This is a genomic window from Paenibacillus sp. ISL-20 (assembly GCF_018613005.1).
GTDB lineage: Bacteria > Bacillota > Bacilli > Paenibacillales > Paenibacillaceae > Paenibacillus_AQ.
In genome coordinates this window covers 54,533-79,450 of record NZ_JAGGRD010000025.1, presented here as the reverse complement: position 1 = coordinate 79,450, position 24,918 = coordinate 54,533, and the positions used below count along the sequence as shown (strand labels likewise).

20 protein-coding genes and 2 pseudogenes are annotated in these 24,918 nt (G+C 46.4%); 17 read left to right on the top strand and 5 right to left on the bottom strand.

Annotated elements, in window-relative coordinates:
* Positions 1-253: 253 nt before the first annotated feature.
* From J7E85_RS16395 to J7E85_RS34075, 9 genes are all read left to right on the top strand, one after another.
* On the top strand, positions 254-2,749 hold the full coding sequence (locus J7E85_RS16395; protein ID WP_215159511.1) for a GH39 family glycosyl hydrolase: 2,496 nt from the start codon (positions 254-256) through the stop codon (positions 2,747-2,749).
* Between the two features lie 201 nt (positions 2,750-2,950).
* Complete coding sequence (locus J7E85_RS16390; RefSeq protein ID WP_215159509.1) at positions 2,951-4,192, top strand: PTS sugar transporter subunit IIC; 1,242 nt, start codon at positions 2,951-2,953, stop codon at positions 4,190-4,192.
* Between the two features lie 52 nt (positions 4,193-4,244).
* Entirely contained in the window at positions 4,245-6,488 is a 2,244-nt protein-coding gene (locus J7E85_RS16385) for a beta-glucosidase family protein (protein ID WP_251035767.1), read from the top strand.
* Positions 6,489-6,653: 165 nt separating this feature from the next.
* On the top strand, positions 6,654-8,216 hold the full coding sequence (locus J7E85_RS16380) for an MFS transporter (protein ID WP_215159505.1): 1,563 nt from the start codon (positions 6,654-6,656) through the stop codon (positions 8,214-8,216).
* Positions 8,217-8,550: 334 nt separating this feature from the next.
* Positions 8,551-9,150 (top strand): acyl-CoA-like ligand-binding transcription factor, encoded by a 600-nt coding sequence (locus J7E85_RS16375; RefSeq protein ID WP_237566476.1) that lies wholly within the window; start codon positions 8,551-8,553, stop codon positions 9,148-9,150.
* 293 nt (positions 9,151-9,443) lie between these two features.
* Positions 9,444-10,001: an RNA polymerase sigma factor gene (locus J7E85_RS16370; RefSeq protein ID WP_353049510.1), complete on the top strand. Its 558-nt coding sequence runs from the start codon at positions 9,444-9,446 to the stop codon at positions 9,999-10,001.
* The gene (locus J7E85_RS16365; protein WP_215159504.1) at positions 9,961-10,914 is read left to right on the top strand and encodes a hypothetical protein; all 954 of its coding nucleotides are present in this window, start codon (positions 9,961-9,963) and stop codon (positions 10,912-10,914) included. The genes J7E85_RS16370 and J7E85_RS16365 overlap by 41 nt, the downstream gene beginning before the upstream one ends.
* 196 nt (positions 10,915-11,110) lie before the next feature.
* Positions 11,111-12,385, top strand: a complete 1,275-nt coding sequence (locus J7E85_RS16360) for an outer membrane protein assembly factor BamB family protein (protein WP_251035765.1) — start codon at positions 11,111-11,113, stop codon at positions 12,383-12,385.
* Positions 12,379-12,516, top strand: coding sequence for a hypothetical protein (locus J7E85_RS34075; RefSeq protein WP_251035764.1), 138 nt, complete (start codon positions 12,379-12,381; stop codon positions 12,514-12,516). The genes J7E85_RS16360 and J7E85_RS34075 overlap by 7 nt, the downstream gene beginning before the upstream one ends.
* A 106-nt stretch (positions 12,517-12,622) precedes the next feature.
* On the opposite strand, the gene J7E85_RS16355 is transcribed toward J7E85_RS34075, so the two are convergent.
* Both J7E85_RS16355 and J7E85_RS16350 read right to left on the bottom strand, forming a co-directional pair.
* On the bottom strand, positions 12,623-12,802 hold the full coding sequence (locus J7E85_RS16355) for an H-type small acid-soluble spore protein (protein ID WP_076321652.1): 180 nt from the start codon (positions 12,800-12,802) through the stop codon (positions 12,623-12,625).
* 11 nt (positions 12,803-12,813) lie between these two features.
* The gene (locus J7E85_RS16350) at positions 12,814-12,984 is read right to left on the bottom strand and encodes a hypothetical protein (protein WP_215159501.1); all 171 of its coding nucleotides are present in this window, start codon (positions 12,982-12,984) and stop codon (positions 12,814-12,816) included.
* A 230-nt stretch (positions 12,985-13,214) separates the two neighbouring features.
* Here J7E85_RS16350 and J7E85_RS16345 point away from each other — a divergent pair, with 230 nt between their 5' ends.
* From J7E85_RS16345 to J7E85_RS16330, 4 genes are all read left to right on the top strand, one after another.
* Positions 13,215-14,201 carry a phosphotransferase enzyme family protein gene (locus tag J7E85_RS16345; RefSeq protein ID WP_215159499.1) on the top strand — a complete coding sequence of 329 codons (987 nt, stop codon included), beginning with the start codon at positions 13,215-13,217 and terminating at the stop codon, positions 14,199-14,201.
* 35 nt (positions 14,202-14,236) lie between these two features.
* Entirely contained in the window at positions 14,237-14,878 is a 642-nt protein-coding gene (locus tag J7E85_RS16340; RefSeq protein ID WP_215159497.1) for a hypothetical protein, read from the top strand.
* Positions 14,879-15,004: 126 nt separating this feature from the next.
* Positions 15,005-15,739, top strand: a complete 735-nt coding sequence (locus J7E85_RS16335; RefSeq protein WP_215159495.1) for a class I SAM-dependent methyltransferase — start codon at positions 15,005-15,007, stop codon at positions 15,737-15,739.
* A gap of 325 nt (positions 15,740-16,064) precedes the next feature.
* Complete coding sequence (locus tag J7E85_RS16330; protein WP_215159493.1) at positions 16,065-17,360, top strand: hypothetical protein; 1,296 nt, start codon at positions 16,065-16,067, stop codon at positions 17,358-17,360.
* A 222-nt stretch (positions 17,361-17,582) separates the two neighbouring features.
* Here J7E85_RS16330 and J7E85_RS16325 read toward each other — a convergent pair whose 3' ends face one another.
* Positions 17,583-19,184: a sialidase family protein gene (locus J7E85_RS16325; protein ID WP_215159491.1), complete on the bottom strand. Its 1,602-nt coding sequence runs from the start codon at positions 19,182-19,184 to the stop codon at positions 17,583-17,585.
* 130 nt (positions 19,185-19,314) lie between these two features.
* Here J7E85_RS16325 and J7E85_RS16320 point away from each other — a divergent pair, with 130 nt between their 5' ends.
* The gene (locus tag J7E85_RS16320) at positions 19,315-20,370 is read left to right on the top strand and encodes a LacI family DNA-binding transcriptional regulator (protein ID WP_215159489.1); all 1,056 of its coding nucleotides are present in this window, start codon (positions 19,315-19,317) and stop codon (positions 20,368-20,370) included.
* Positions 20,371-20,503: 133 nt separating this feature from the next.
* Here the strand turns inward: J7E85_RS16320 and J7E85_RS16315 are convergent.
* Both J7E85_RS16315 and J7E85_RS34860 read right to left on the bottom strand, forming a co-directional pair.
* A pseudogene (locus J7E85_RS16315) lies at positions 20,504-20,718 on the bottom strand (transposase); the annotation flags it as partial.
* 62 nt (positions 20,719-20,780) lie between these two features.
* Positions 20,781-20,915: pseudogene (locus J7E85_RS34860) on the bottom strand (transposase); the annotation flags it as partial.
* Between the two features lie 424 nt (positions 20,916-21,339).
* Here J7E85_RS34860 and J7E85_RS16305 point away from each other — a divergent pair.
* The 3 genes from J7E85_RS16305 to J7E85_RS16295 all read left to right on the top strand — a co-directional run bounded on the left by J7E85_RS16305 (position 21,340) and on the right by J7E85_RS16295 (position 24,917).
* Complete coding sequence (locus J7E85_RS16305; RefSeq protein WP_215159487.1) at positions 21,340-22,416, top strand: GntR family transcriptional regulator; 1,077 nt, start codon at positions 21,340-21,342, stop codon at positions 22,414-22,416.
* A 128-nt stretch (positions 22,417-22,544) separates the two neighbouring features.
* Positions 22,545-23,927, top strand: a complete 1,383-nt coding sequence (locus tag J7E85_RS16300; protein ID WP_215159485.1) for an ABC transporter substrate-binding protein — start codon at positions 22,545-22,547, stop codon at positions 23,925-23,927.
* Positions 23,928-24,023: 96 nt separating this feature from the next.
* Positions 24,024-24,917 carry a carbohydrate ABC transporter permease gene (locus J7E85_RS16295; RefSeq protein WP_215159483.1) on the top strand — a complete coding sequence of 298 codons (894 nt, stop codon included), beginning with the start codon at positions 24,024-24,026 and terminating at the stop codon, positions 24,915-24,917.
* Position 24,918: the final 1 nt, after the last annotated feature.

Below are 24,918 nucleotides of genomic sequence, written 5' to 3'. Positions count from 1 at the left end.
TATCGTCTCATCATACTTATTCATTACCCAAATTATAGGGTCACAGTTTGCATACAGGCCCTAGTATAATAACATTTAGTGCTCACGGATAGCCTGTTTTCTAATGTATGTAAAAGTCGTAAACTATACATGCTATCATGATAAGGATCTATAATTTATGATGATATTTGCATTCTATGACTCACTTTATCATCCGTTCAATATCTACAATAAAAAGATATCGTTTTCAGTTAACAAGAAATGAGGGCCCAATATGCGTTACCTTTATGAATTTATCGAGCATCAAGATGATATGCCTTTTAAGCTGTTTGTCAACAGTGTGAAGCAGGTTCCATTTCACTGGCATAAAGAGGTGGAGATTGTCTATGTTCTCCAAGGTTCTGTTATCGTGCATCTTGACCAGAAGCAGTATATCCTGCATCAGGACGATGTCATTGTGGTGAACAGCATGTCGATCCATAAGTTTGAACAGAATAGCCCTGACAATATTTTATTAACGCTTCAATTTGGCCCGGAGTGGCTGCACAATAACGTTTTTATTTCCTGTAATTCTACGACGGAGACTGAGCCGATCGGATTCCGATTTGACACAATCAAGCAAGAGCTTGCAAAGATGGTGTGGGAGATGAACAAGAAGTCTCCAGGCTATCGAAGCTACACGATGGGAAGGCTGCAAACCTTATGCGGGCATTTATTGCGATATTTTTCGGAAGGAATCAACCCGGAAGCCGAAGATGGCAGCAAGAGCTATGACTATAAAAGGCTGAATCGGGTTCTTACCTATATCGATCAAAATTATAAAGAGAAGATTACGCTGCAGACAATGGCGGAACAAGAGCACTTAAGTTTGCATTATTTTTCTCACTTTTTCACCGATAAAATCGGTATTCCTTTCCAAAAGTATTTAACGCTGATCCGTTTGGAGAAGGCACAGTCGGAGCTTTCCGGAAGTGAAAAGAGCATTACCGAAATTGCAATGGATTGCGGTTTTGCGAACGTAAAGCTATTCAATAAGTATTTCAAAGAAAAGTACGGGTCTACACCAAGTTCGTATCGTGAAGCCGCTGCTCCGCTTCAGGATAAGCCTAATCGAAAACCACTTACATATGAAGAGTCCTCTAGTGGGGACTATTATGAATTAGATACGATCAATGCGATGGGGTCATTATATCGATATCTGGAAGTGAAGTCGGATCAAGAACAGGAGAGGGCGAACCCTTTAACGGTGGTTGTTACGGATCAGGAGCAAATTCGGATTCAGCCGGGAATGTCGTCAACAGGGTACAAAAAACACTGGAATGTTACCACAACAGCGGGCAGGGCAGTTGAAGGGCTGCGAGATGACTGGCGTCGGCAGCTTTCCGAGCTTAAAGGACGGGTTCCTTTTGAATATATACGTTTTCATGGCATCTTTAATGATGAGATGATGGTATACAACGAAGAGGATGACGGTACTCCGGTCTATAATTGGGCTTATGTTGACAAGCTTTATGACTTTCTTATTGAGCTGGGTATCAGGCCGTTTGTGGAGCTAGGCTTTATGCCGACCTTGCTCAGCCGTTCCAACGAAACGGTATTCTGGTGGAAGGGGAATATTTCCCCTCCAGCTGATCAGGCAAAATGGGAGGCGCTTGTTCGTGAGTTCGTTCGGCATTGCTTAAATCGGTACGGGGCTGAGGAAGTAAAACAGTGGTACTTTGAAGTATGGAACGAACCGGATTTATCAGGCGTTTGCTGGGCAGGAAGCAAAGAGGAATATTTCTCCTTTTATGAATCTACCGTTCGAGTGATCAAGTCGGTTCTTCCAGAACTAAAAACAGGCGGACCTGCTTTAGGTTATGGTTCACTTTGGAACGACACATGGGCCGAGGAGTTTATGGAATATTGCAAGAGGCATCAAGTAGCGATCGATTTCTTTTCCTTTCATATCTATTCGGAGTATCCTCAGCTCAAAGCGGAGCAGAATATGTTAACGAAAATGATGCCTCCAACTTTTTATAAAGAGAGCATCCATCGACTGCAGGAAAAAATGGAGCTTGCCGCTTTCCGTGATTTGGAGCTGCATATTACCGAATGGAACTTTTCCCTCTATGACCGGCATCTGTTGCACGATACCATGTTTATGGCCCCATTCGTGATGTATCATGCGATGAATACATTGGGAGATGTAAAGGCAATGGCTTTTTGGTGCTTTACTGATGTGTTTGAGGAAAGTCTTGTTCCATCCTCTCCGTTTTATGGAGGCTTTGGTTTAATGAATCGGGATGGACTTAAGAAGCCAAGCTGTTACGCCTTTGAGTTTCTTCAGAAACTGGGTGATGAGATAACCGTTAAGGGTGATGGTTATATAGGTACTCAGAATAAAGACGGGAGCATACAACTTCTGCTCTATCATTACGTCCATTTAGATCATATGTTTTCAAGCGGAGACTGGTCGGAGATGTCCAATCATAACCGTTACAGCGTGTTCGAAGAGAAAGGCAGCAAGCTGTTTCAAATCAACATTCCTCATCTGCCGGGAACCTATAAATGCACAACCTATCAGATGGACCGGGATCATGGATCCGTTTTTGACGAGTGGGTTCGCATGGGAGCACCCGAAATCTTGACGGAGGAGGAACTTGCGTATCTTCACGGAAGAAGCGGCCCGGTCATCCGGACAGAGATATTACAGGATCAAGGTTGCCAGAAAGAAATCAATCTTCCACCACATGGTGTGCTATTGCTCACATTAGAGAAACAGTTTTAAACACAACCTTCAAGAACACCACCTCCATGAGAGGGGGTGTTTTTTGCTGTCGATTCCAGGTAGAGACGATTAGCCGGATCTAAGGATAAGAATAGAACAAAAAACGCCCATAGGCGAGGCAATTTACAACGAGTAAGCGTTAACAAAAATATCTATACTATAGCTATGTGCACAACAGAATTACAGGAGGGGAATCAACAGATGAAGCGTTTCATGAAATGGATGACGGAATCATTTGCGCCAAGATTGGATGCGATTACAAATAACATTTGGATAGCATCAATACAAGAAGCCATTATGGTTGCCATCCCGATGATTTTTATCGGTTCTATTATTACTTTGATTTCAATTTTGCAAGACTTCATTCCTGGCATGCCGGATTTGACGCCAATCACAACATTCAGTTTTGGTCTTCTCGGTTTGTTTATTGCATTTCTAACGCCGTATACGGTTATGGAGAAAAAGGAGAGGCACAAAATCAAGCTGCTTGCGGGAATGACCGGCATATCCTTATTCCTCATGCTGCTTAATCCCGTCGTAAACGAGGACGGAACCGTTCAGTTCATTCTTGAGCGTTTCGGTCCTGCGGGTATGGTTACGGCACTCATTGTAGGCGTCTTCATCGCCGTAATCATGAATGTCTGTGCTAAGTTTTCTTTCTTTAAAAAAGGGTCTTCCATGCCAGAGTTTATTATGGATTGGTTTGACTTCCTGGTACCGATTGCCGTGATCATGGGCATAGGCTGGGTTCTTGTATATCAGCTCCACTTTGACATCTTTGGACTGATTGTGAGCGTGTTTGAACCTATTAATGCTATGGGGCAAAGCTTGTTCGGGTTTATTCTGTTTAACTTTATTGGGGTTGTACTGTATTCCTTCGGAGTTAGCCCATGGGTTCTAATGCCAATATGGTATGCCATATGGATTCCGGCGATTGAGGAAAATGCCGCATTGGTGGCGCAGGGACTGGATCCCGTCAACATTAATACATTTGAAACATTCTTCTCCGGATGGCTTGGAATCGGAGGGATGGGTGCAACATTGCCGCTTGTTATCTGGTTCCTGTTTGCCAGATCCAAAAAGCTGAAAACCATTGGTAAAGCAACATTAATTCCTTCCCTGTTTAATATTAACGAGCCTGTTGTGTATGGAGCGCCAGTTGCCTTCAATCCGCTTTTGATGGTACCTATGTGGATTAATGGTCTCATTACACCCATAATCGTCTACTTAGCGCTTGATATGGGGTTTGCACAAATCCCAAGTAAAATCTTCCAGCTATGGTATACGCCGATCGGTGTATCGACTTACCTCATGTCCGGATTGAATGGACTTATTCTGCTTGCCGTCGTCTTGCTGATTGTGTTCGCCGTATGGTTTCCGTTTTTCAAACTGTACGATGCGCAGGAGTTAAAGAAAGAGCGGGAGTTACAAGAAGAAGCTTGAGATGAAAGGGTGGATACAAATGAAAGCATCTATTAACGCATTGATAAAGGAAATGACACTTACTGAAAAAGCATCCCTGTGCGCGGGATTAAATATGTGGATGACCAAAGGGATCGAGAGACTCGACATTCCGCCGGTTCATATGTATGACGGAACGAATGGGATCCGCAAAACGAACAGTGACGATGAAATGGGGATCACGACAGAGAATGTTCCCGCAACTTGTTATCCTACGGGCTCCGCTATCGGTTCTTCGTGGAATACTGAACTGCTGCACGAAGTTGGGGAGGCACTCGGTAATGAATCCAAAGAGATGGGAGTAGAATTGCTGCTCGGCCCAGGAATCAACATGAAGCGGACTCCGCTTGGGGGAAGAAATTTCGAATATTACTCCGAGGATCCCTGCCTGACGGGCGAACTGGGCGCTGCTTTCATCAATGGCCTCCAGAGCAAAGGAGTTGGCGCTTCGCTTAAACACTTTGCTTGCAACAATCAGGAATTCGAGAAGATGGTGACGAGTTCAGAGGTGGACGAACGGACGCTGCGCGAAATTTATTTAAGCGCCTTTGAGCGAATTATTAAAAAATCGGATCCTTGGACCGTCATGTGCTCCTATAATTTGCTTAATGGCTCGTATACTAGTGAGAACGAGCACTTATTAAATGATATCTTGAGAGAAGAATGGGGATACGAGGGTGTCGTGATCTCAGACTGGACAGCTGTAAATGATCGGATCCGTGGGCTGAAAGCAGGACTTGATCTCGAAATGCCGGGGCCTGCCGGTTATAACACGAATGCGATTATCAAAGCCGTGGAGAGCGGAAATCTTGCAGAAGAGCAGCTCGACAAAAGCGTTGCCCGTATTCTAAAACTCGTAGAACGTGTAACTGGTATTGAAGAATCTGCTCCGGTATTCGATATGGGGTACCACAATCTTGCGAGAAAAGCTGCAGCAGAAAGCATCGTACTTCTAAAGAATGAGAATGGCATTCTTCCGATCCATGCGGAGTCAACCCATTCCATTGCAGTTATCGGTCGTTTTGCCAAAAAACCTAGAATTCAAGGAGCCGGCAGCGCAAAAGTAACGCCTACTCACATTGATATTCCATTTGAAGAAATGAAGGCGTTGGCTGGAGCTTCCGTTGAGATGAGTTATGCTCAGGGCTACCCTGAAGATGACACCATTCATGTGGAGATGATCAAGGAAAGTGTCGCATTGGCGGCGAAATCGGATGTTGCAGTTATCTTCGTTGGCCAGCCTGAGTACGCCGAATCCGAGATGCGTGATTTGAAGGGCATTGATTTGCCAGAACAGCAGATTCTGCTTATTCAAGCGATTGCAGCCGTACAACCTAAATGTATTGTGGTGACCAGCAGTGGTTCAGCCTTGGCGATGCGTCCATGGGTTCAGCATGTTCCCGCTGTCATTCACTCATGGCTTTCCGGACAAGGCATGGGTAAAGCAATTGCTGAAATCTTGTTTGGACAGGTGAGTCCATCCGGTAAACTGTCCGAGACGTTTCCGGTTAAACTTTCTGACAATCCTTCACATATGAGAATCCGTGGTGAAAACGGCAAGCTGTATTATCGTGAAGGGCTGTTCGTCGGCTATCGATACTACGACAGGAAGGAACTCGCTCCACAGTTTCCGTTTGGCCATGGCTTATCATACACATCATTTGCTTATAAGGATATGAAGGCAACTCAAACAGAGACAGGAATCGCGGTCTCTTTCTGGCTGGAGAATATCGGAAACCGAACAGGGAAAGAGGTCGTTCAGCTTTACGTCCACGACGAAGAATGCACATGGACACGTCCAGAGAAAGAATTGAAGGCATTTTCTAAAATCGAGTTGGCTCCTGGGGAGAAACAGCAGATTGTCTTTGAACTTGAAGAGAGAGACTTTGCTTATTACAACACCAAATATAACCGCTGGGTAGCGGAGAGTGGTTATTTCCAAATTGCACTTGGCAGCTCTTCTCTTCATATCAGAATTACGGAGCGACTGTATTGTGATTTTGGCAAGGAAGAAGTATCATTTCATAAATTCAGCTTGGTTAGCGATTGGATCAACGACCCCACTGCGAAATCCGTATTGGAAGAGTGTCTGAACGAGATGAATCAGCATGTCGTAGAGAAGATTTACCTCAATGAAGAGTTCATCGGATTTTGGGAAGACTGTCCAGTCATTAAGATTTTGCAAATGTATGGCCAAACCTGGATGGTTGACCGGTCACCGGATGAAATCATTGAAGAGCTTATAAGTCGAGTTGATCAGCGACGCGGTAACATGTAAGACAAGATAATATTCCTTATAATAGCTTGGGATCTGAAAAAGGATTCCAAGCTTTTTTAGTATTCAAAAAACCGTAAAAAGGTGGGGAGACAAGGTTTCTCCTTTCATTCTCTGCAAACCATCATTTCAATTAATATTTTGACATTGACTATCAAATGAAATAGAATGTCATTATATATTAAATATCGAAAGGTGGTAACTGTCATTATTGATCAAGGGAATCGAAGATGGTGGGTGCTGGGCGCTCTTGCAGTAGGAATCCTTGCAGTCGGACTGGATATGACAATTCTTAACCTCGCCCTGCCCGTTCTTGCTACGGATTTGCATGCAACAAATGGAGATCTGCAGTGGTTTGCAGATGCGTATAACCTAATATTTGCTGCTATGCTCTTGCCCGCTGGCTTGTTAGGTGATCGATTGGGAAGAAAGCGGATGCTTCTTATGGGCTTGCTTGTGTTTGGGGCGGCCTCTGCAGGATGTGCTTACGCCAGTTCATCCTGGGAGCTGATTACCGGACGCGCCTTTCTGGGACTTGGTGCCGCCTTATTGGTACCATTGTCAATGTCGATTATACCGGTGTTGTTCTCTGAGGAAGAACGTCCTAAAGCAATAGGCGTATGGATGATGGCGAACGCGATCGGCATACCGCTGGGGCCTATTGTTGGGGGCTGGTTGCTGAATAACTATGAGTGGGGATCCGTTTTCCTTATCAATATCCCACTAGTCATCATCGCCTTAATCGCCGTTTCTATCTTGTTGCCTGAAACGCGCAGCGAAGACAAGCACAAAGTGGATGCGATAGGGATCCTAGCTTCGAGCCTTGGTTTGGTCGGCTTGACATACGGAGTAATTGAAGTAGGCGAGAAGGGCTGGGGGGACGTTGCAGCATTAACTGCTATGATTGGCGGGATATTTTGCTTAGTATTTTTCATGTTTTGGGAAAAACGAGTCAAGTATCCACTTATTGATCCCTTTTTATTTCGTTCATCCAAATTTACATGGGGCTCGATATTGGCAACAGTCATCTCTTTTGCCATGTTTGGAGTATTATTCGTTACACCGCAATATTTCCAAGCGGTTCAGGGGGTTGATGCGTTAGATTCGGGATTGCGTTTATTGCCTTTAGTTTTTGGCCTTCTGATTGGAGCCCCTATATCCGATAGACTGCAATCGAAGTTTGGCACTCGGGTTACATTGGCACTTGGTTTCTTAATATTGTCTGCTGGTTTAGCTACTGGAGCCAATACGGGTGTAGATAGCGGTTACGGTTTTGCCTCAATATGGGTTACAGTAGTCGGTTTGGGTATTGGCTTGGCTTTGCCCGCGGCAATGGACGTTGCGATGTCGCCGTTATCGGCGGAACGAAGCGGCGTAGGTTCGGCATTCATTATGTCATTGCGGCAAGTGGGGGGGACGATGGGAGTTGCTATACTAGGGACTGTTCTCAGCACGAACTATCGGAATAATCTGGACTTGAGCGATTTGCCGGGCGATGTTGCAGAAGTCGTGCAGCGCAATGTTTCCGCTGGAGCAGCCGTGGCACAAAAAATTGACTCGGTATCTTTATTGAACTCAGTGCATTCTTCGTTCGTTGCCGGAATGGAGGCGATGTTGTGGGTATGCGGCGGAGTCGCGGTACTAGGACTCCTGTTAACCGTCATTTTTATACAAAAGAAAACAAACGCCAACAGAGCACCTGAGATTCATCAAAATATGACTGGGGAATAAGCAGTCTGTTTCGAAACTGCTCTATTACGAAAGGCGAAGGCTTAGACTTATGTTTGCGAAATTGAGGAGGGACGCAATAAAACTTATAACGGCAAGCGTGGTGTGATTGATCTGAATTTAAAGGTAGGTTATCTCCATGTAAGTTATGTTAACTTGCTTACCATTTCAATAGCGTGATAAAATGATCTGAAGTCTCGATTCTTTTAGGTTCCTTTGTTGGATTGACGATGAATTAATGGCATGAGATGGTCGGCGTCTAGACTCGTTGTTTTAAGAGTACTCATCGTCGAATCGAAAACGAGTTCGAGCATAATACCTTTGGGGAGTGAGCAGAGTGTCATCAAGTAACCAAAAACCCATTGGGTTGCGAGAACGTAAAAAAGCTAAAACCATGGCTGCAATCCAGATGCATGCATTGCGTCTCTTTAAAGAATTTGGCTACCACGAAACTACTGTGGAGCAAATTGCAGAGGCTTCGGAAATTTCTCCAAGTACTTTTTTTCGTTATTTTGCAAATAAAGAAGACGTCTTGATTACTGATAATTATGATTCCCTTCTAATTTCGGCTTTCGAGGATCAACCTTCCGATTTTAACCCACTTCAAGCTGTTCGTCATGCAGTGAAATTAGCGATGACTCAGATGTCTGATGATGAATTTAAGACGGTGAATGAACGACATCAACTGATCATGACTGTGCCTGAACTTCGAGCAGCAGCAATAAATAATTTGGCTCAAACTATGCAAATGCTTGCTAAAATTGTTGCGAAAAAAATGGGCCGGGAGGAGGATGATTTGGCTATTCGCACATTAGCCGGTGCCATCATTGGAGTTAATATCTCGGCGATGCTTTATTACGCTGAGCATCCCGATGTTGATTTCACAAAATTGCTGGATGAGTCTTTAACCCTACTTGAAGAAGGATTGCAGCTATAAATTTATAATTAAACTGTGACCCGTAGGATGTACACTTTGAAAAGAGTGTGCTTCTACGGGTTTTTCTATGTTTTATCAGGATGGGATCGGGATTATGGACAAGTCTGTGGAGTAATCAGCACATCCTTACGGATATGGTTTACGGAATCCACCTGAACAAACTACTTGCGAAGTTCGTTTTAGACTGTAGTGATTTATTGTGCTGTCACATTATGGGTCGAGTTGTTCGTTGTATAGAGTGAAAGGGGGGAGAGGGCTTGAATGACGCGGAGATAAGTCAGATCATTGCAGATGTGTTGGATGGGGGGACAGAACAATTCGAGAAAATCATGAAGGTTTATCAAAAACCGATTTTTCTCTACTGTTATCATATGCTGGGTAATCATGCCGAGGCCGAAGATAACGCACAGGAAGTATTTTTGAAAACATTCCGCAGCTTGCGGAAATATACTCAATATGAGATGGATTTTGGCGCATGGTTATACAAGATAGCCTATCATCAATGTATTGACATCATCCGTAAGCGAAAACTGGTGAAATATTTACCTTTCTTTTACCAGGATGATAAAGAAAATAATGATGTCGATATGCATATTGAAGCCAACTATTTTGATGAATCCGTACATCAGGCCATGGCGAAATTATCGGCGGAAGAGCGTAATTTGTTAATCTTACGTTGTGTCGAGGATAAGAGCTACCAGGAGATCGGTTTGATTCTCGGCAAGAACAGCGCAAGCCTTCGTAAAAAATACGAACGTACATCTGCAAAATTTCGAAAGTATTATGCTCAAGTAAAGGGAGTGGGAATGTATGAATATGGACAGGGAACGGGATTTGAAAAAACTGTTTGATGACCCGCGCATTCCCAACGTCGACCTGACAGGAAAAGTAATGAATACACTATATGCTCAGCCAAAAGAAAAGGAGAGGTTTTTTGTGAAATATAAAGTTGCTTTAACTGCGTTTGTAGGTATGATGTTAATGGCTTCCACGGGTTATGCGGCAGTTCAATATCATTCTTTGAACAACAAGGATGGCGAAGTCGTATATGAGACTAAATCGACGAAAGATTACGGAAAAACAGAATCGAAAGATGAGGTAGAGCGTTACAAGGCATTTTATGAACTTAAGGATAAGGTGCTAAAGAACGGGGAAGCTGGGCTGTTCTACGTTGCTGCTAATAACCCGAATCATCAGACAGATCTGGGAACGAAGGTGACTAGCTTCGATAATCTTACTCAATTGCGCGATAAGATTACAGATAAATCCGTTAAGATTCCAGACAGTGTCAATGGAAATTATAAATTCAAACAAGCGGATGTGCTCTTTAAAAATGCTCAGCAAGTAAATCCGCCTTCTCCGGAAGAACAAAAGGCGCTGGCGGAAAAACTGAGAAAACAGGCGGAAGCATCCAAAAAGGGATATGCCATGATGCCGGTTGAGGTGACAGATCAGCTTTTCCTTCTCAATGTTACGTATCAAAATGGAGAGGATAAAATCGGGGTTGATATCACTAATCTGAGTGGAAAGTACAGCAACCCTACAACGTATATTGACGAGAATGTTCAATTTAAGCAGGAGAAGGTTCAAGTGAAGGGAGTAGAAATGCTGCATACAGAATTTAGTTTTTCGCAAGGGCGCGAGCTGAAATGGGTATACGAGAGCCCAGACAAAAAGGTGAAATACGTCTATACTATAAATGGAGACATGAATAAAGTAAGCAAAGAAACCTTGATGGAAATTGCCGAAGGCTATTTGGAATAATAAATATTAACCAACGGGAATCTTCTCCAATGCGAATTGGGGTTGATTCCCGTTTTGGGGTGATAAACAGTTTTCTATGTAGGTAATTACTTAAGGGAACTTAAAGATTATTTATGGTTCGCTTGGAACTTTATGCCCTCTCTGAGCGTTGTATTTGTCATGAAGCAAGAAGCCAAAACAAATGGGAGGGCTATCCATGCTTAGAATTGAAATGAAACGATGGAGTAAACACCTCAAAGGTCAACTACTCCGGCTTATCATTGCAAGTATTGCCGTGGGCATACTTACTGTCCATGGCGTGTTGGCAATACCACCTTCGCAAGTGAATGCAGAAACTGCCGATGTTTCGTTACGCAACTGGTATCCTTCCTCAGTCTTCAAAGTACCAGAAGTAAAACCTTCTTGGACGGTGAAGGTGGACAACTATATGGATATGGACGACGAGAATTATCTGGGTCGCCAGGCGATCGCTGAAGATGGCAAGGTGTTCGCATTCACCGGGAAAAAGCTGATTGCCATCGATGCGAGTACAGGCAAGCGGTTATGGAGTTATGGTAAGGACCTGGAGCCTTATGTTGTATTTCATAATGGCGTTATTTATGGCCTATCGGGAGATCAGATGCCATACGCTTTGAATGCAAAGACAGGCAAATTGAAATGGCAGTCGAACACATCCATCTACATGGATACTCGGCTTCGTACGGAAGTGCTGGTTCCAACTGTCGATACGCTGTATGCAATAAAAGGGAGCAGTACCTTCGCGTTTGATGCAGTCACAGGAAAGTTACGGTGGAAAACGAACGAGCCGTCAGGAGAAGGACATGGCACTGATTATCTTCAGGAGGCGGATGGAGTAATCCTTCGGACGTTCTATATACAAGGAGCGCTCACTTCTCTTCAATTGACTGCCTATGACAAGAAGACGGGCAAGAAGTTATGGGACCATTTTGGTCAGGGAGAAGCGCTCCAAATTAAAAATGGTCTCGTGTATTCGGTTGACTATTATTCTCCATTGCTGACTGATTATCAGTCGCTGCCGGACCGCAAATGGATCGTAAATGTGTATAACCTTAAGACCGGCGTAAAGAAGAGCAGCCGAGAATATAGCTGGAAAATGTCGGGGGAGCCGCCATATGAGTACGGCGGAGGCGGCTTATTTATAAACCAAGGGAAGTTATACATGGATCAGGGCAATAAGGTGGCCGAATACAATTTTGACACCTATAAGAAAGGTGAGGTTCCTCTGCGAACTTTTCCTCGCCCTTATGGGGGCGACTGGGAGTTGATCGGACTGGTTCAGGAACGGTTGATTTTCAAAGACATAATGACTCGTGAACTGGCAGGCATCAAGCTGGCGAATGGAGAACAGATCGATTGGAGAGGCGATGCACCTGTTGCGCAGATTGACGTATACGGGAAAGCGTATATCGGGCGCAGCGTAACGGCACATTACTCGGCATCAATATGTTGACGACGTTGCCGGTTTTTAGAGTAACGACGGGTGCAGATTTACACGAGTCGACGTTAAAGACGAACGGTATGATCATCATCCAAGCGGAGGGTAAGCTTCTGGGGGTAAAAGTACCGGCATCACTGAAATAAGGGAATAGCTTGTGCTACTTGAAACATATTTCGTTTTAGCAATAAAAAATCCCACCAACGAGATTGGATGGGATTTTTTGTTTAAGGTTGGGTGAGTGTTTCTATCTTATGGATGCTCGGTGAGACTGGATAAAGGGACGGTCATTTCCTGCTCCGAGTTTCCGATCGGATAGACCCGAGCGGTTTCATCCTCATTCACATGCTGGATAAAGATAGGGGTATCCTGATAAGTTACATTTTTCATAATGGCCGATTCCGAAATTTCAATCGCTCTTTGTTTGTTCATGACAGTTCTCCTTATTTCGAAAGATCTTTCAATGGATCAGCCTGACGGTGAGAGGCTTTTTGTATGTCTCGATCCAGTTTCGATTGTCCCTGAATTTCTTCGGCAGCCTCCATTTGATCATTCAGCTGTTGTTCTATCTGTCCAATCCCATGCGCTTCTTGATGCTGTTTGCTCTTCGCCAAAACGATCCCTCCATTTTGTAGTAAGACCTTTGTAATCTCTGCATTACTACAATGCACCAAACGAATCGAACTTATGCAGCTGTTCACGTGCGTTCGCGAAGGTTATCTTCCGAAATTGTTGGCACAAAGATACCCGGAGTGTAACTATCTTTGAATTCATTACGTTATACCAAGGAGCCCCAATTCTGGGCGGTAGTGAAATGACTCTTAAAGAAATGGAGGCATTCTTAATGGCAAGCTCGAAGCTATTGCTTAAAGCCGCAGAATCTTTCGAATTTCATGTAGGAACGTTAGTCTTCCTGAGTAACTCAACCAATGAAGTATATCGGTTTACGAAGGATGATCAGTCCTATATCTTGCGGTTATCTCAAAAATCACACGAATATGTACCGAAGATAAGGGCGGAGGTAGATTGGGTTTATTACTTGGTGAAGAACGGAGTACGTGCTTCATTACCGATTCAAACATGTAATAATGAGTTAACGGCCATATTCTGCGATGAAGATAAGTGGTATATAGCAACTGCTTTTCATGAGGCTGCAGGTCGCTTTTTTGATAAACACAATGAACAGCTATGGGGCCCAAAGATATTCAGGAATTGGGGAGAAACCATGGGAAGGATGCATAGGCTATCGAAATCATACGAAACATCAGATAACTTTGTGAAGAGAGACAGCTGGAGCAGAAGAAGTATCAATAATCCGCATCTGCAGCGAGGCAGTTTCAATATACTTCTTGAAAAATTGATCTCTATGGAGAGTACGATTGATTCACTGCCTAGGGGCAGCGATTCGTTTGGACTGATACATCATGACTTCCATCCTTATAATTTTTTTATCGACAACGGTGAAATAACGGTTTTTGATTTTGACGATAGTATCTATGGCTGGTTTTCATTAGACATTGCAATAGCAGCCACTCATGCCGTTTGGTGGGGAGTACAAGCAGATGAACGAGTCACAAAAAGCAGGTTTGCCCAACTGTTCTTGCGTGAATTCCTCATGGGTTACGAGAAGGAACACCATCTCACCGAGTACTGGAAACAAACAATTTCCATGTTTATGGAGTACAGAAATATTTGTTCTTTCTTCTGGTGGCTTAGTGAATGGAATGGGCATGAGAGCTGCCTTACAGAGGAGCAACAGAATGCCATCAATTATGCTGTTATGCTGATTGAAAGAGGTTTGCCTTTTGATGGCTGCGATATTCAAATGTAACAACGACGATGGCTTAGTTTAATGGAGGTAGTAAATTGAGGCTAAAAGCGTGTATATTGATCGTCTTCATGATTCTAACGGGTTGCTTTGCAGGAACTAAGGAGCAGATCCCGTCTGAGACCGATTCGACATCTGCCAAGATCGAATTTACACCGGTGGATTTGTTCCAAGGGGACGCAGCGAAGTTTAAGCTATTCCTCGGTCCGATGACGGGTGCGTTTAAATTAAAGTATGAAGGAAATAAACCTAACGCTAGCTTGGACATCGATATTTGGAAGAACGGGCAGAAGGTAGATTCGGCAGGGTCGATCGGAGATTTGTTTTACAGTACGAACGAGCAAAAGGGCAGCAACGAAGTAGAACTAATCATATCCGTGGACACGGAATCCATAGAGGGTCAAAAGGAGTTCAGCAAGATTAAAGTCAACACCATTTCTCACTCGGGATCAAGCCTTTCTACCATTACTATTCCTTGGGACAAAAAGTTGACAGCACACGGTTTGATTCAGGATATGCGTCCACGTTCGTTTACGATAGATCAGCCCGTGTATGTGTTTGGCATGCATGCTACAAGTACCAATAAAATACATACAGCGGATCTTTCAACGGAATCGTTGAGAAATACGGAGTGGGCACTTGTATTCACCTTGCGTCTTGAAGAAGAAGATAGGGAATAAACGCTTTGAGTTAAAGTGCTTGATCCATGATCACAATTAGAGCAGAAACAAGACTGGCGTTGAGGAATGAAAATAGGTCAAATATAATGGGGTGGAATTATAAAATAACGTTAAGGGGAGATTGTAGTGAAGCAAAACAAGTATGATGATCTGGGTTTTTTTAAGAATTACAATCAACTCCCCCGTTCAATCAAAGGATTAGAAGGAGCAGGAGAATGGGGTGCCTTTCGATCGATGTTTCCGGATCTTAGAGATAAAAAGGTGCTAGATCTCGGTTGCGGATTCGGGTGGCACTGCAGGTACGTAAGAGAACAGCATGCGCGGTCTGTGGTCGGAGTGGATATCTCAAAGAACATGCTGGAGAGGGCAAGGTTAATGACCGATGACACGAACATAGAATATGTGCAGGCCGCAATAGAGGATTTTGACTACCCTGCTAACGAGTTCGATGTCGTGATTAGTTCGCTTGCACTTCATTACATTCGTGATTTCGAGGATATCTGTAAAAAGGTATATCAGAGTCTAACGGTTGGAGGTTCGTTTGTCTTTTCAGTTGAACACCCCGTGTTTACTGCTGTGCCCGAACAAGATTGGTATTATGGCCCGGACGGAGAGAAGTTATTTTGGCCTATCGATCACTATCATGAGGAAGGCGCACGCCAAACTAGATTTCTTGACAATGAAGTCACCAAGTACCATCGGAATATAGCCACACAGATGAATGCGTTAGTGAAAGCAGGATTCCAGTTTAGGGAAATGTCTGAGCTTAAGCCAGAACACGAGCAGCTTCAGGATCCAGAATGGCATGATGCATTCAGGCGCCCCATTTTCTTATTGATCGCCGCAGATAAGCAGGTCTGACCCGCTTGCACAAAATAAACAGAGGGACACCTAAAAACAGGTGTCCTTTTTAGTTCTTTGAAGAGAATCGGTCAAGGTGACGACCATTACATATTAAACTGCCGGATAATATTCATTTGATTTCGGGAACTTTCATCGACCGTATGGAGTCTGTTTTGGTAAGGGGGGCGAACAGCTTGAGGGAGATGCAGATGCAGTATTCTGCGGAACTGAATATTTCGGACATACGGATGCTGATGGAATCCTACGGCGCCAGGGACGGTAAAGTCTAGAATTTACCGAGCTAAAAAGAAGGTTGCCGCCAGATGGGAAGGAGCGAACGACGATGAATGAATGGAAGCCGGATTGGAATAAGAGACTGGCTGGACCGCCCTTTAAGGAGCGGCGATTTAAAGCTGACATGATGGAGGATGTGGAAAAAAGACTTACGGTGGTTGAAATGAAACGAACCCGCCGTGGATGGAGACGACCTGCTGTAGCCATCATTCCCGCGATACTGCTTCTGTTAGGGGGTGGGATCTGGTTCGGAAACCAGACCCCATCTATTCCCCATCCGGTAGCTCCAGGTCCAGGCACACAGGGGGGAGGAACGTTTTCCAGCATCCTGCTTGGAACAGGAGGCGACTTCGACTGGTGGAAGCTTGCGAAAAATGAGATCAAACAGGCTAACGACCGCACGATCGTGACACTGACCGAAGCTCTCTTGCTGCGAGAGCTTGGCATCTGGGGCGGCCCAACGCCGGATATATGGGAGCATCCCGAGGTAAAATGGCCTCTTGACCGCTATGATGTGTCCAGCCCTTGGGTATATGACGTGTACGTGAAGGAGATCAACAGAGAAGAGGCGCAAACCGTATATCGACTCCGTCTGCTGCTGCGGGATTCGATTCCGATGACGTATGAGGAAACGATCGACGTTACCCTTCGTAACGATACACACAAAATCTCGCTTATTGAGCAAATCAACATAGACGAAACGGGAGCGCCTTTGGAGGAATTCAAGACTGGAGACGAACAAGAAAAACCCGTGATTTTGAATGAGGATGCACAGATTGGTCTCAAGATGACCGGAACTCTAATCCAAAAAGAAGGGATGATCCGCTCCATCCACGTTCAGTATGGCGACACGGAACATACCTTTCATGATTGGAAAAATGTGAGCAACGAAACTTACTATCCAGACGTTGCATTGCTGCCTGCAAAGAATAACAAGGAGGATGTACTTGCAATCATTTTGACAACCGGCTACGGTACTGGCATTAGAGAATCGGAGTTGAAACTTCTAACAGAAAGTTTTAGAGAGGTGATGTCAGCCGATCCGGTGCTTTCGGTAAAGTCCAGACTAAGCTACAAGGCGACAGCAGAAGCGGCAAAACGGATTTTTCAATTCATGCTGGACGGGGTAACTCGCACATTTGAATATAAGGAGGAAGACGCCGGTTTATGGCTGGATCAGCCCGCGCTTGGCAACATAGTTAGTTATTACGTTGAGGGAGGCACCTTATACGCATCGGTGCCGATTCAGGTTTCGCCTGGCGAATTCCCGGTCGCGGTCCGGTTGCGGTACGAATACGACGGTACAGCGTTTCTTGTATCGGAGGTCTTGTTTGAAGAGATGTGAGGAAAGCGATCAAGTGATGATCTTGCATACAACGACCATAATCAAAGGCAAGAAGTAATCTTTTTGCTGACTAAAATGAAAGGGGCCGTCCACTGCCATCTATGATGACTTTTGGACGCCCTTGGAATAAAGTAGTTTCAACAATGTTAATGCATTTTAACCTACTTCTATCGTGGAGAGGCCTCATTTAGACGATTGGTTTAGCCGGAGGTTATACTCCTACTAGTTCTGGAAGAACTCGACCTGATCGATATCCGCCCATTGGGAAGAGGTCGAATTGGATACGTAAAATCCGATCGTCGCCTTGCCACTCGTCACTTGAATATTGGATATCGTGACAGACGTCCACGCTGTTGTCACCGGACACCCGGTTTGAAGCATGCTGCCTCCGTAGTCCTTCACTTCCATGACACAGCTGTTCTGGCCTCCGCTGCTGCGCATGCGGGCACGCATCGTATACGTGCCGTTATCGAGACCGCTAATCGTCTGTCCGACATACGCGGTCGAAGGTCCGCTTGTGCCCGCGAGACCGACAAAGTAAGAGCCTTCGGCAGCGGGAAGCCCAACGCCGTCATTAGCTCCATGAATAAGAATCCGTTTCGGGTAATCATCGCCGTACGTCGTCCAGCCCGCTACATTGGCTGTTTCAAAACCGGGATTGTTTACGACATTCGTTTGCGGCGGTGTCACGACATGCCCGAAGCGCAGATAGATGCCGTTTGCCGGATAAGTTGCGCTGGTGACAGCTGCGACACGGGTCGAATCAATGGTCATCAGGGCATTCCAGTTGGAGGATTTCGTATCGGATACCGGAAAAACGTTGGTTTTGCACTGCCATGACGCGCCGTTATCGGAGCTGATCATCGTAAACATCGAGGTGTAAGGATCCCCCGTGTTGGCGCTGCTTTCATCGGTCTGGAATGCGGCCATAAGACGGCCGTCGTCAAGCTTCACGACGAACGGAGCACCCGCCTTTTTGCCATTGCCGCTGGGCACGTACATCGTTTGACGGGGAACCGACCAATTGAAGCCGTCCGGCGATATTTTATATTTGATGACAAAAGGGTGGCCGGCAACGTCCGAGGCTTCGAATACGGTTATATACCGCCCGTCGTTCATTCGTGTGATGACCGGCATGCCTTCGCGGGAGCCAGCGGCAACTCCGTCGCTAACCGTGATGCGGCTGCCCCAGCCGCTTCCGTTCCAGGTCTTCATATACAAATTTTGCAGCCCGGTCGTTCCGACCGCAGCCGGACTGTCGTCCGCATAAAGCACCGCGATTGTGCCGTTGATCATGTCTAGATGCGGCTCCCACAAACCTTTAAAGCTGGAGGCGGTTGAACTCCCGACCAATCCGCCAGGCAAATCGCTCCAGGTGTAACCACCGTCGACGCTCCGCTTGACGTTAAGCTGGATGTCATAGGTCGAGCCGTTCTGTACGACCTGCCGATAGGCTAACCAAATTTCCCCGCTTGGCAGCCTTAATATTTGACCGTTCCCCACATTGCCGGCGCTGCTTGAGACAGCTGTGATCGGAGCGCTCCATGTATAGCCTCCGTCCTGTGTTCGGGAGACCACAATGCGCGTGTTGCCTCCGCCAGCGTTGGTGTCGAAGGATACGAGCCACTCGCTCGGCGTAAGCTTGAGCAGCCGAGGATACCATACGCCTCCCGATGGCGGCGTATAGATGGCAATCTGCTGCGAAGCCCACGCCATGCCTGATGAAGCGGCATGAACCGGTGACAATGGAATTGCCGTTAAAGCAAGCGCAAGCATGACGACGAAAGCAAGTGGTTTCTTCCAGAAGCCTTTGTTCCGTTTCATAAGCAATTAACCTCCCAACTCGGATAGAAAGCGCTTTCTAAAAGGGATTGTATCGCAATTAATATCATTTAAGATATACTAAATATATATTATTTTTTCAGTGGGACTGACGTAAAAAGCGAGGTCAGACATGGAGCATCCGTTATATAAACGTATTCAGAACGACATACGCCAGCGCATTCAGAGCGGCGAGCTGCAGGCAGGCGCCTTGGTAGCGTCGGAGAAGGACTTGGCTCAGCGGTACGGTGTGAGCCAGATTACAACCAAAAACGCGCTCAACGGTTTGGTAGAGGAAGGCTTGTTAGTGCGATATCGGGGAAAGGGCACCTTCGTTCGGGAGCAGGTCATTCTGGAAGAGCTACATCTTAAGTCGGGCACAAAAAAGACGATCGCGATTATTTTGCCAACGATGAAAACCAAGATCGACCAGCAGCTGCTGGATGGTCTGGAACGTTATTGTGCGGAGCGGGAGTATGACCTGTTGATCCGAATTACACGCGAGTCGCAAGAGGAAGAATACCGAGCGATCAAGCAGTTCCAAGAACGAGGCGTCGATGGGTTTATCATTTTCCCGGTCGAGCAGGAAAGCTACAATAATGCAATTCTACGCTTGTCGCTCGATCGGGTTCCATTGGTGCTTGTCGACCGTTTCTTGAAAGAGATCAAAGCGTACAGCGTCAGCTCTGACAATTACGGAGGCGTTCGCGAAGCTATATCCAGTTTGCTTGCGGTGGGACACAGGCGCATTGCCTTCCTGTCACCGGAAATTACAAATTCGGTTACGGACGAAAGAGCCAAAGGCTTCGAGGCCGCTTTTATGGAGCAGGGCTTGCCTATAGACAAGACACTGTGGTGCATGCTGGATTTGGAAACTATAGCAGAGGGTCACGGACAACGGGATGTCGTTCGTTTTCTGCGTGATCGGAGCGATATCACGGCCGTCTTTGCCGTTAACGCGGAATTGGCCCGCTATACCCATTATGCCATTCGGGAAATGAGGACGGGAGCAGGGAACGAACCGCAACTAGCCGCTTTTGACGATCCGGATATCGAAGGCATTCCTTTCGTCCGTCAGCAATTGGATGAAGTAAGCCGGCGTGCCGGCGATTTGCTGTCGGAACAGTTGTACGGTACGCACGAGCCAAGGCGTGAAGTCGTACCGGTCCATTGGATTTGGCCGGAATGAATCGGACTTCACGAAGTTCGATCTAAGAATACAATGAAATAACCCATCAAGGGGTCGTCCTTAAAGTAGATTTAGTTGCTTGACGTACGATTCACATAAACAGAAAGTGTGTCAAATAAAGCCATGGCGGTGCTCAGGATATTATTCCCACACCGCTATGGCTTCTGTTTTGATCATTGGCCGCCTTCTTGAGCAAATTATGGGCAAGCCAAAGCCACCCAACCTCCAGGCTCACTTTATGCAAGCCCCGAAGCAGAAATCGCCGGAATCCACAGTTGTTTTTAATCTGCCCAAACACACTTTCCGGCTCGAGCTTCGCCGAACCGACAACCCATGACCCTCCATGCTTCGAAGTTTCTCCCGGCAATCCACATGAACATGACATTCTCGCGAACGGCTTTGGCGATCTGACGAGAAAAGTAGATCCGTTGTGTGTAAGCGTAGACGATGACTTTGGGTAGCATCTTGGGATGGTAGCTGTCTCGACCGCCGCCGGGATAGGCACTCGCAAAGATTCGGTCGTCTGGCAGATAGAGTTGGTCCATGGCATATTGAATGTACAAAAGAAACCGTTCCTTTCGGAAATGGTTTGGGTCGACCTCCATTTTACCAAAGAACGGTTTCTTTGCGTCTAAAAAAGCAAGAAATCTGCACGGCGTAGCGGAGAGGACGAATCGATTCCGGACAAGCAACAGCGATGGGAGGAATGATTCGTACATGGAGCGTCTTCTAGCAGCAAGAAGGGGGCCTCCCGCAAGATCTAAGATCTTTTGGGACAGCCGCTTAATTGATATAAGAAGGTTTGCGTCTCGAGCGCCTACTGTTGATATCGTCTGAAAATCTCCATTAAGAGCAGTCTGTTTCCTTTGGAATCCTCTCGAACGATGTTTTTAGTCATTTACAAACACCAAGTTATATTATAATAATATACTAAATATACTATTTAAATCATAAAGGTTGTGATGGGCATTGAAATCTCTGCCGCTGTACAAAAAAATTCAGGAAGATATCAAGCGGCTGATCGCCATCGGCAAGCTGCGGGAAGGGGACCGGGTCCCTTCGGAGAGAGAATTGTCCGAACGTTACCGCGTCAGTCAAATTACAAGCAAAAATGCGCTGGTCGGACTGATGGAGGAAGGCTTGCTTGTCCGGATCCAAGGCAAGGGCACCTTCGTCATGAGCAGACCGGAGAATGCCACGGCGCTTGATCAGTTGGGAGAATGGACAGCAGGTCCGGGCAAGAGCGGGCGTATCGGGTTAGTGCTGCCGACGATGAAAACGAAAGTGGACCAGCGTTTTTTGGATAACATCGAGAAGTACGCGTCTGCCGCAGGTTTTGAAGTGATGCTAAGAATTACACGCGAATCCCAGCTCGAGGAATCCAAGGTCATCTCGTCCTTTCTAAAGCAGGGGGTGGATGGCATGATCATTTTTCCGGTTGAAAACGAGACGTATAACGATTCGATTCTGAGGCTCTCGCTGGACCGTTTCCCCTTTGTTCTGATCGACCGGTTTTTGAAGGAGGTTAAGACATACAGTGTAAGCTCGGATAACGTAAATGGCACAAGGGAAGCCGTGGAGTATTTACTTAATAAAGGCCATTCGTCCATCGCGTTCATCTCTCCTGAAATTACGAATACGGTGACGGACGAGAGGGCCCAAGGGTTTGAGCAGGCTTTTCTGGAGCACGGATTGTCGATCGACAAAAGCTTATGGTGTCTTCTCCCGCTGGAAGAGATCGCATCAGGTCAATCCATCGAACATATCAAGGCGTTTTTAGATGGCAGTCCCCATATCACCGGCATCATTACGGCCAATACGGAGCTGTGCAGAAATGTCTATAAAGCAGCAGTTGCATCCCGTAGACAGGTGCCGGACGAACTGGAGCTGATCACGTTCGATCCGCCGGATCTGCCGAATATCCCATATATCCGACAAAACGAGGAGGAGATGTGCCGGTTGACCGTAGAGCTGTTAATCGAGCAGATCGAAGGAGCTTTTGAGGCGAGAAGAATCGTGGTGCCAGTTATGCTGGTAAAAGAGTAAAGCAGAAGGTCGACAATGGAGAAGACCCCTATTTTATATTAAATATAGTATATAAAATTATATTATTATAAGTTATCATGATTTCGTAAAGCGCTTACACCACATCTTTTAAAGAAGAGGGGAATCGCATGAAATCGAAGGGCAAATTCGCAGGCATGATCATGCTGCTGCTGATGTTCGCGTTAACCGCTTGCAGCGGCGGCAATGGACCAAAGGACGGGGCAACTCCAAGCAACCCGGACACTTCGACACCTGGCAATGAAGCTTCCACCGGGCAGGACTCAAAAGAACCTGTAACGATTGAGTTTATGGGCCACGGCAATCCGAACGAAAAGAAGATTTTCGAAAAGCTGATCGCTTCCTTCGAGGAGAAGTACCCGCACGTCACCGTTAAATACACTTCGGTGCCGCCAGGCGAGTACTCACAGAAGATGACGACGCTGATCAGCTCCGGCAAGGTTCCGGACGTATTCTACGTTGGAGGTCCCGAGTTTTACCGCTTCGCGGAAGCCGGAACGCTCCTCAACATTCAGTCCTATCTGGACCAGACCTCATTGTTTAATCCCGATAACGTATGGAAGCAGGCAATGGACCGCTACCGCTTTGACGGCAGCAAGGTCGGTGCCGGAGACATGTACGGACTGCCTAAGGACGTAGGACCATGGTCATTTGTCTACAACAAGGATTTGTTTGACGAAGCAGGTGTACCCTACCCTTCCGCAACGGCAGGGGAATGGACCTGGGACGACATGCTGGAAGCCGCCCAAAAGCTGACGGTCGACGCTAACGGCGACGGAAAGCCCGATCAATATGGTGTAGGCGCTTACAGTTTGGAATCGGCAGTATGGGGCAACGGCGGTGAATATATCGACTACGCCACCGGCACGGTAAAGGTAAACGAGCCCGAATTCTATGAGGCGATGCAATTTGTCGCTGACCTGAACCTGAAACATAAGGTCAGTCCGAATCAGGAAGCCGAGCAAGCGATGAATGCATATACCCGCTTTATTAACGGCCAGCTGGCGATGTTTGCGATGGGCCCATGGGATCAGCCTGCATTCTGGGAGCTGCCTTTCGGTTGGGACATTGCTGCGTGGCCGGCAAGCCCGAATACGGGACAAACGGCGACCTGGCTCGGCTCGATGGGATTTTCCGTTTCGGCGAAATCCAAACACCCGCAGGAAGCGTTCGACTTGGCGGCCTTTCTGTCCCTGGATGAGCAAGGGCAGCGCGAAAACTACCAGCTTGGTCAAGCGGTTCCTAACCTGATCGACATGGCAGAAGGCGAATTTAAGGAAATGGACAAAGGACCGCAGACACGGCAAGTATTCCTCGATATTATCCAAGATTACGGACGCCCGGACGTGGTGGCTTTCTCGAAGGATACGCAATGGATCGATACGTTCAACCAGAACGCGAGCAAAGTATGGAACGGTCAGATGTCGGCGAAAGACTTTACGGCCCAGATCCAGCCGAAGATGCAGGAACTGTACGACAAAGGCAATAAATAATGCCGCAGGGGCAGGGGGCGTCAGCCATTCATATCGGCGCCTCCCGCCGTACGGGCATCCTGTCATAACGAAATACAGGCGAAGGTGGAATGGAATATGGGTACCAAGCTTGGCGGGTATCGCAGAAGAGAACTGGCATGGTTGTATCTGTTCGTGACTCCGCCGGTTCTCGGGTTTCTTTTGTTCGGCCTTGTGCCGATCTTGTTCTCGATCTATATCAGCTTTCATAAATGGGATATGCTTACCGATCCACAGTGGTCGGGGCTCGCAAACTATAAGGATCTGTTGAAAGACGAGAAAGTGTTCAAATCGTTGTACAATACGATCTATTTGATGATCGGCATTCCACTCGGCATGATACTCTCGATGCTGCTGGCCATCTTAATGAACCGCAAATTCGCCGGCATCTCGTTCATGCGGACGATTTATTATCTTCCGGTCATATCACCAATTATCGCGGTATCACTGCTGTGGCAGTGGATATTGAATCAAGATTACGGATTGCTCAACAACTTCCTGTGGGAAACGTTCGGCATAACCGGGCCTAACTGGCTAGGCAAGCCGGAGTGGGTGAAGCCTTCGCTCATCCTGATCGGGCTGTGGAGCGGCATCGGCGGAAACATGGTGCTGTACCTTGCAGGACTGCAATCGATCTCCTCGACGTATTATGAAGCTGCGGAAATCGATGGCGCCGGTGCATGGCACAAGCTGACGCGAATTACGATCCCGCTGCTCACGCCGATCCATTTTTTCGTCATCGTCATGGGTATCATTGGCGCGTTCCAGTCATTCAGCCAAATTTACGTGCTTGCGGTGGATGGCGGGCCGGAATACAGCGGTGCCACGGTCGTCTATTATATTTTCCAGCACGCGTTCGAGTACTTCAATATGGGCTATGCCAGCGCGGTGGCCTGGGTACTGGGCATTCTCATCTTTATCGTTACGCTCATTCAATTTAAGCTTTCCAATCGATGGGTTTACCAAGACTAGG

Excerpts from the sequence above, each read along its gene's own strand:
- J7E85_RS16395 (WP_215159511.1), top strand. The coding sequence starts at position 254 with ATGCGTTACCTTTATGAATTTATCGAGCATCAAGATGATATGCCTTTT.
- J7E85_RS16390 (WP_215159509.1), top strand. The coding sequence starts at position 2,951 with ATGAAGCGTTTCATGAAATGGATGACGGAATCATTTGCGCCAAGATTG.
- J7E85_RS16385 (WP_251035767.1), top strand. The coding sequence starts at position 4,245 with ATGACACTTACTGAAAAAGCATCCCTGTGCGCGGGATTAAATATGTGG.
- J7E85_RS16380 (WP_215159505.1), top strand. The coding sequence starts at position 6,654 with ATGTCATTATATATTAAATATCGAAAGGTGGTAACTGTCATTATTGAT.
- J7E85_RS16365 (WP_215159504.1), top strand. The coding sequence starts at position 9,961 with ATGAATATGGACAGGGAACGGGATTTGAAAAAACTGTTTGATGACCCG.
- J7E85_RS16360 (WP_251035765.1), top strand. The coding sequence starts at position 11,111 with ATGCTTAGAATTGAAATGAAACGATGGAGTAAACACCTCAAAGGTCAA.
- J7E85_RS34075 (WP_251035764.1), top strand. The coding sequence starts at position 12,379 with ATGTTGACGACGTTGCCGGTTTTTAGAGTAACGACGGGTGCAGATTTA.
- J7E85_RS16355 (WP_076321652.1), bottom strand. The coding sequence starts at position 12,802 with ATGAACAAACAAAGAGCGATTGAAATTTCGGAATCGGCCATTATGAAA.
- J7E85_RS16345 (WP_215159499.1), top strand. The coding sequence starts at position 13,215 with ATGGCAAGCTCGAAGCTATTGCTTAAAGCCGCAGAATCTTTCGAATTT.
- J7E85_RS16330 (WP_215159493.1), top strand. The coding sequence starts at position 16,065 with ATGAATGAATGGAAGCCGGATTGGAATAAGAGACTGGCTGGACCGCCC.
- J7E85_RS16325 (WP_215159491.1), bottom strand. The coding sequence starts at position 19,184 with ATGAAACGGAACAAAGGCTTCTGGAAGAAACCACTTGCTTTCGTCGTC.
- J7E85_RS16320 (WP_215159489.1), top strand. The coding sequence starts at position 19,315 with ATGGAGCATCCGTTATATAAACGTATTCAGAACGACATACGCCAGCGC.
- J7E85_RS16300 (WP_215159485.1), top strand. The coding sequence starts at position 22,545 with ATGAAATCGAAGGGCAAATTCGCAGGCATGATCATGCTGCTGCTGATG.
- J7E85_RS16295 (WP_215159483.1), top strand. The coding sequence starts at position 24,024 with ATGGGTACCAAGCTTGGCGGGTATCGCAGAAGAGAACTGGCATGGTTG.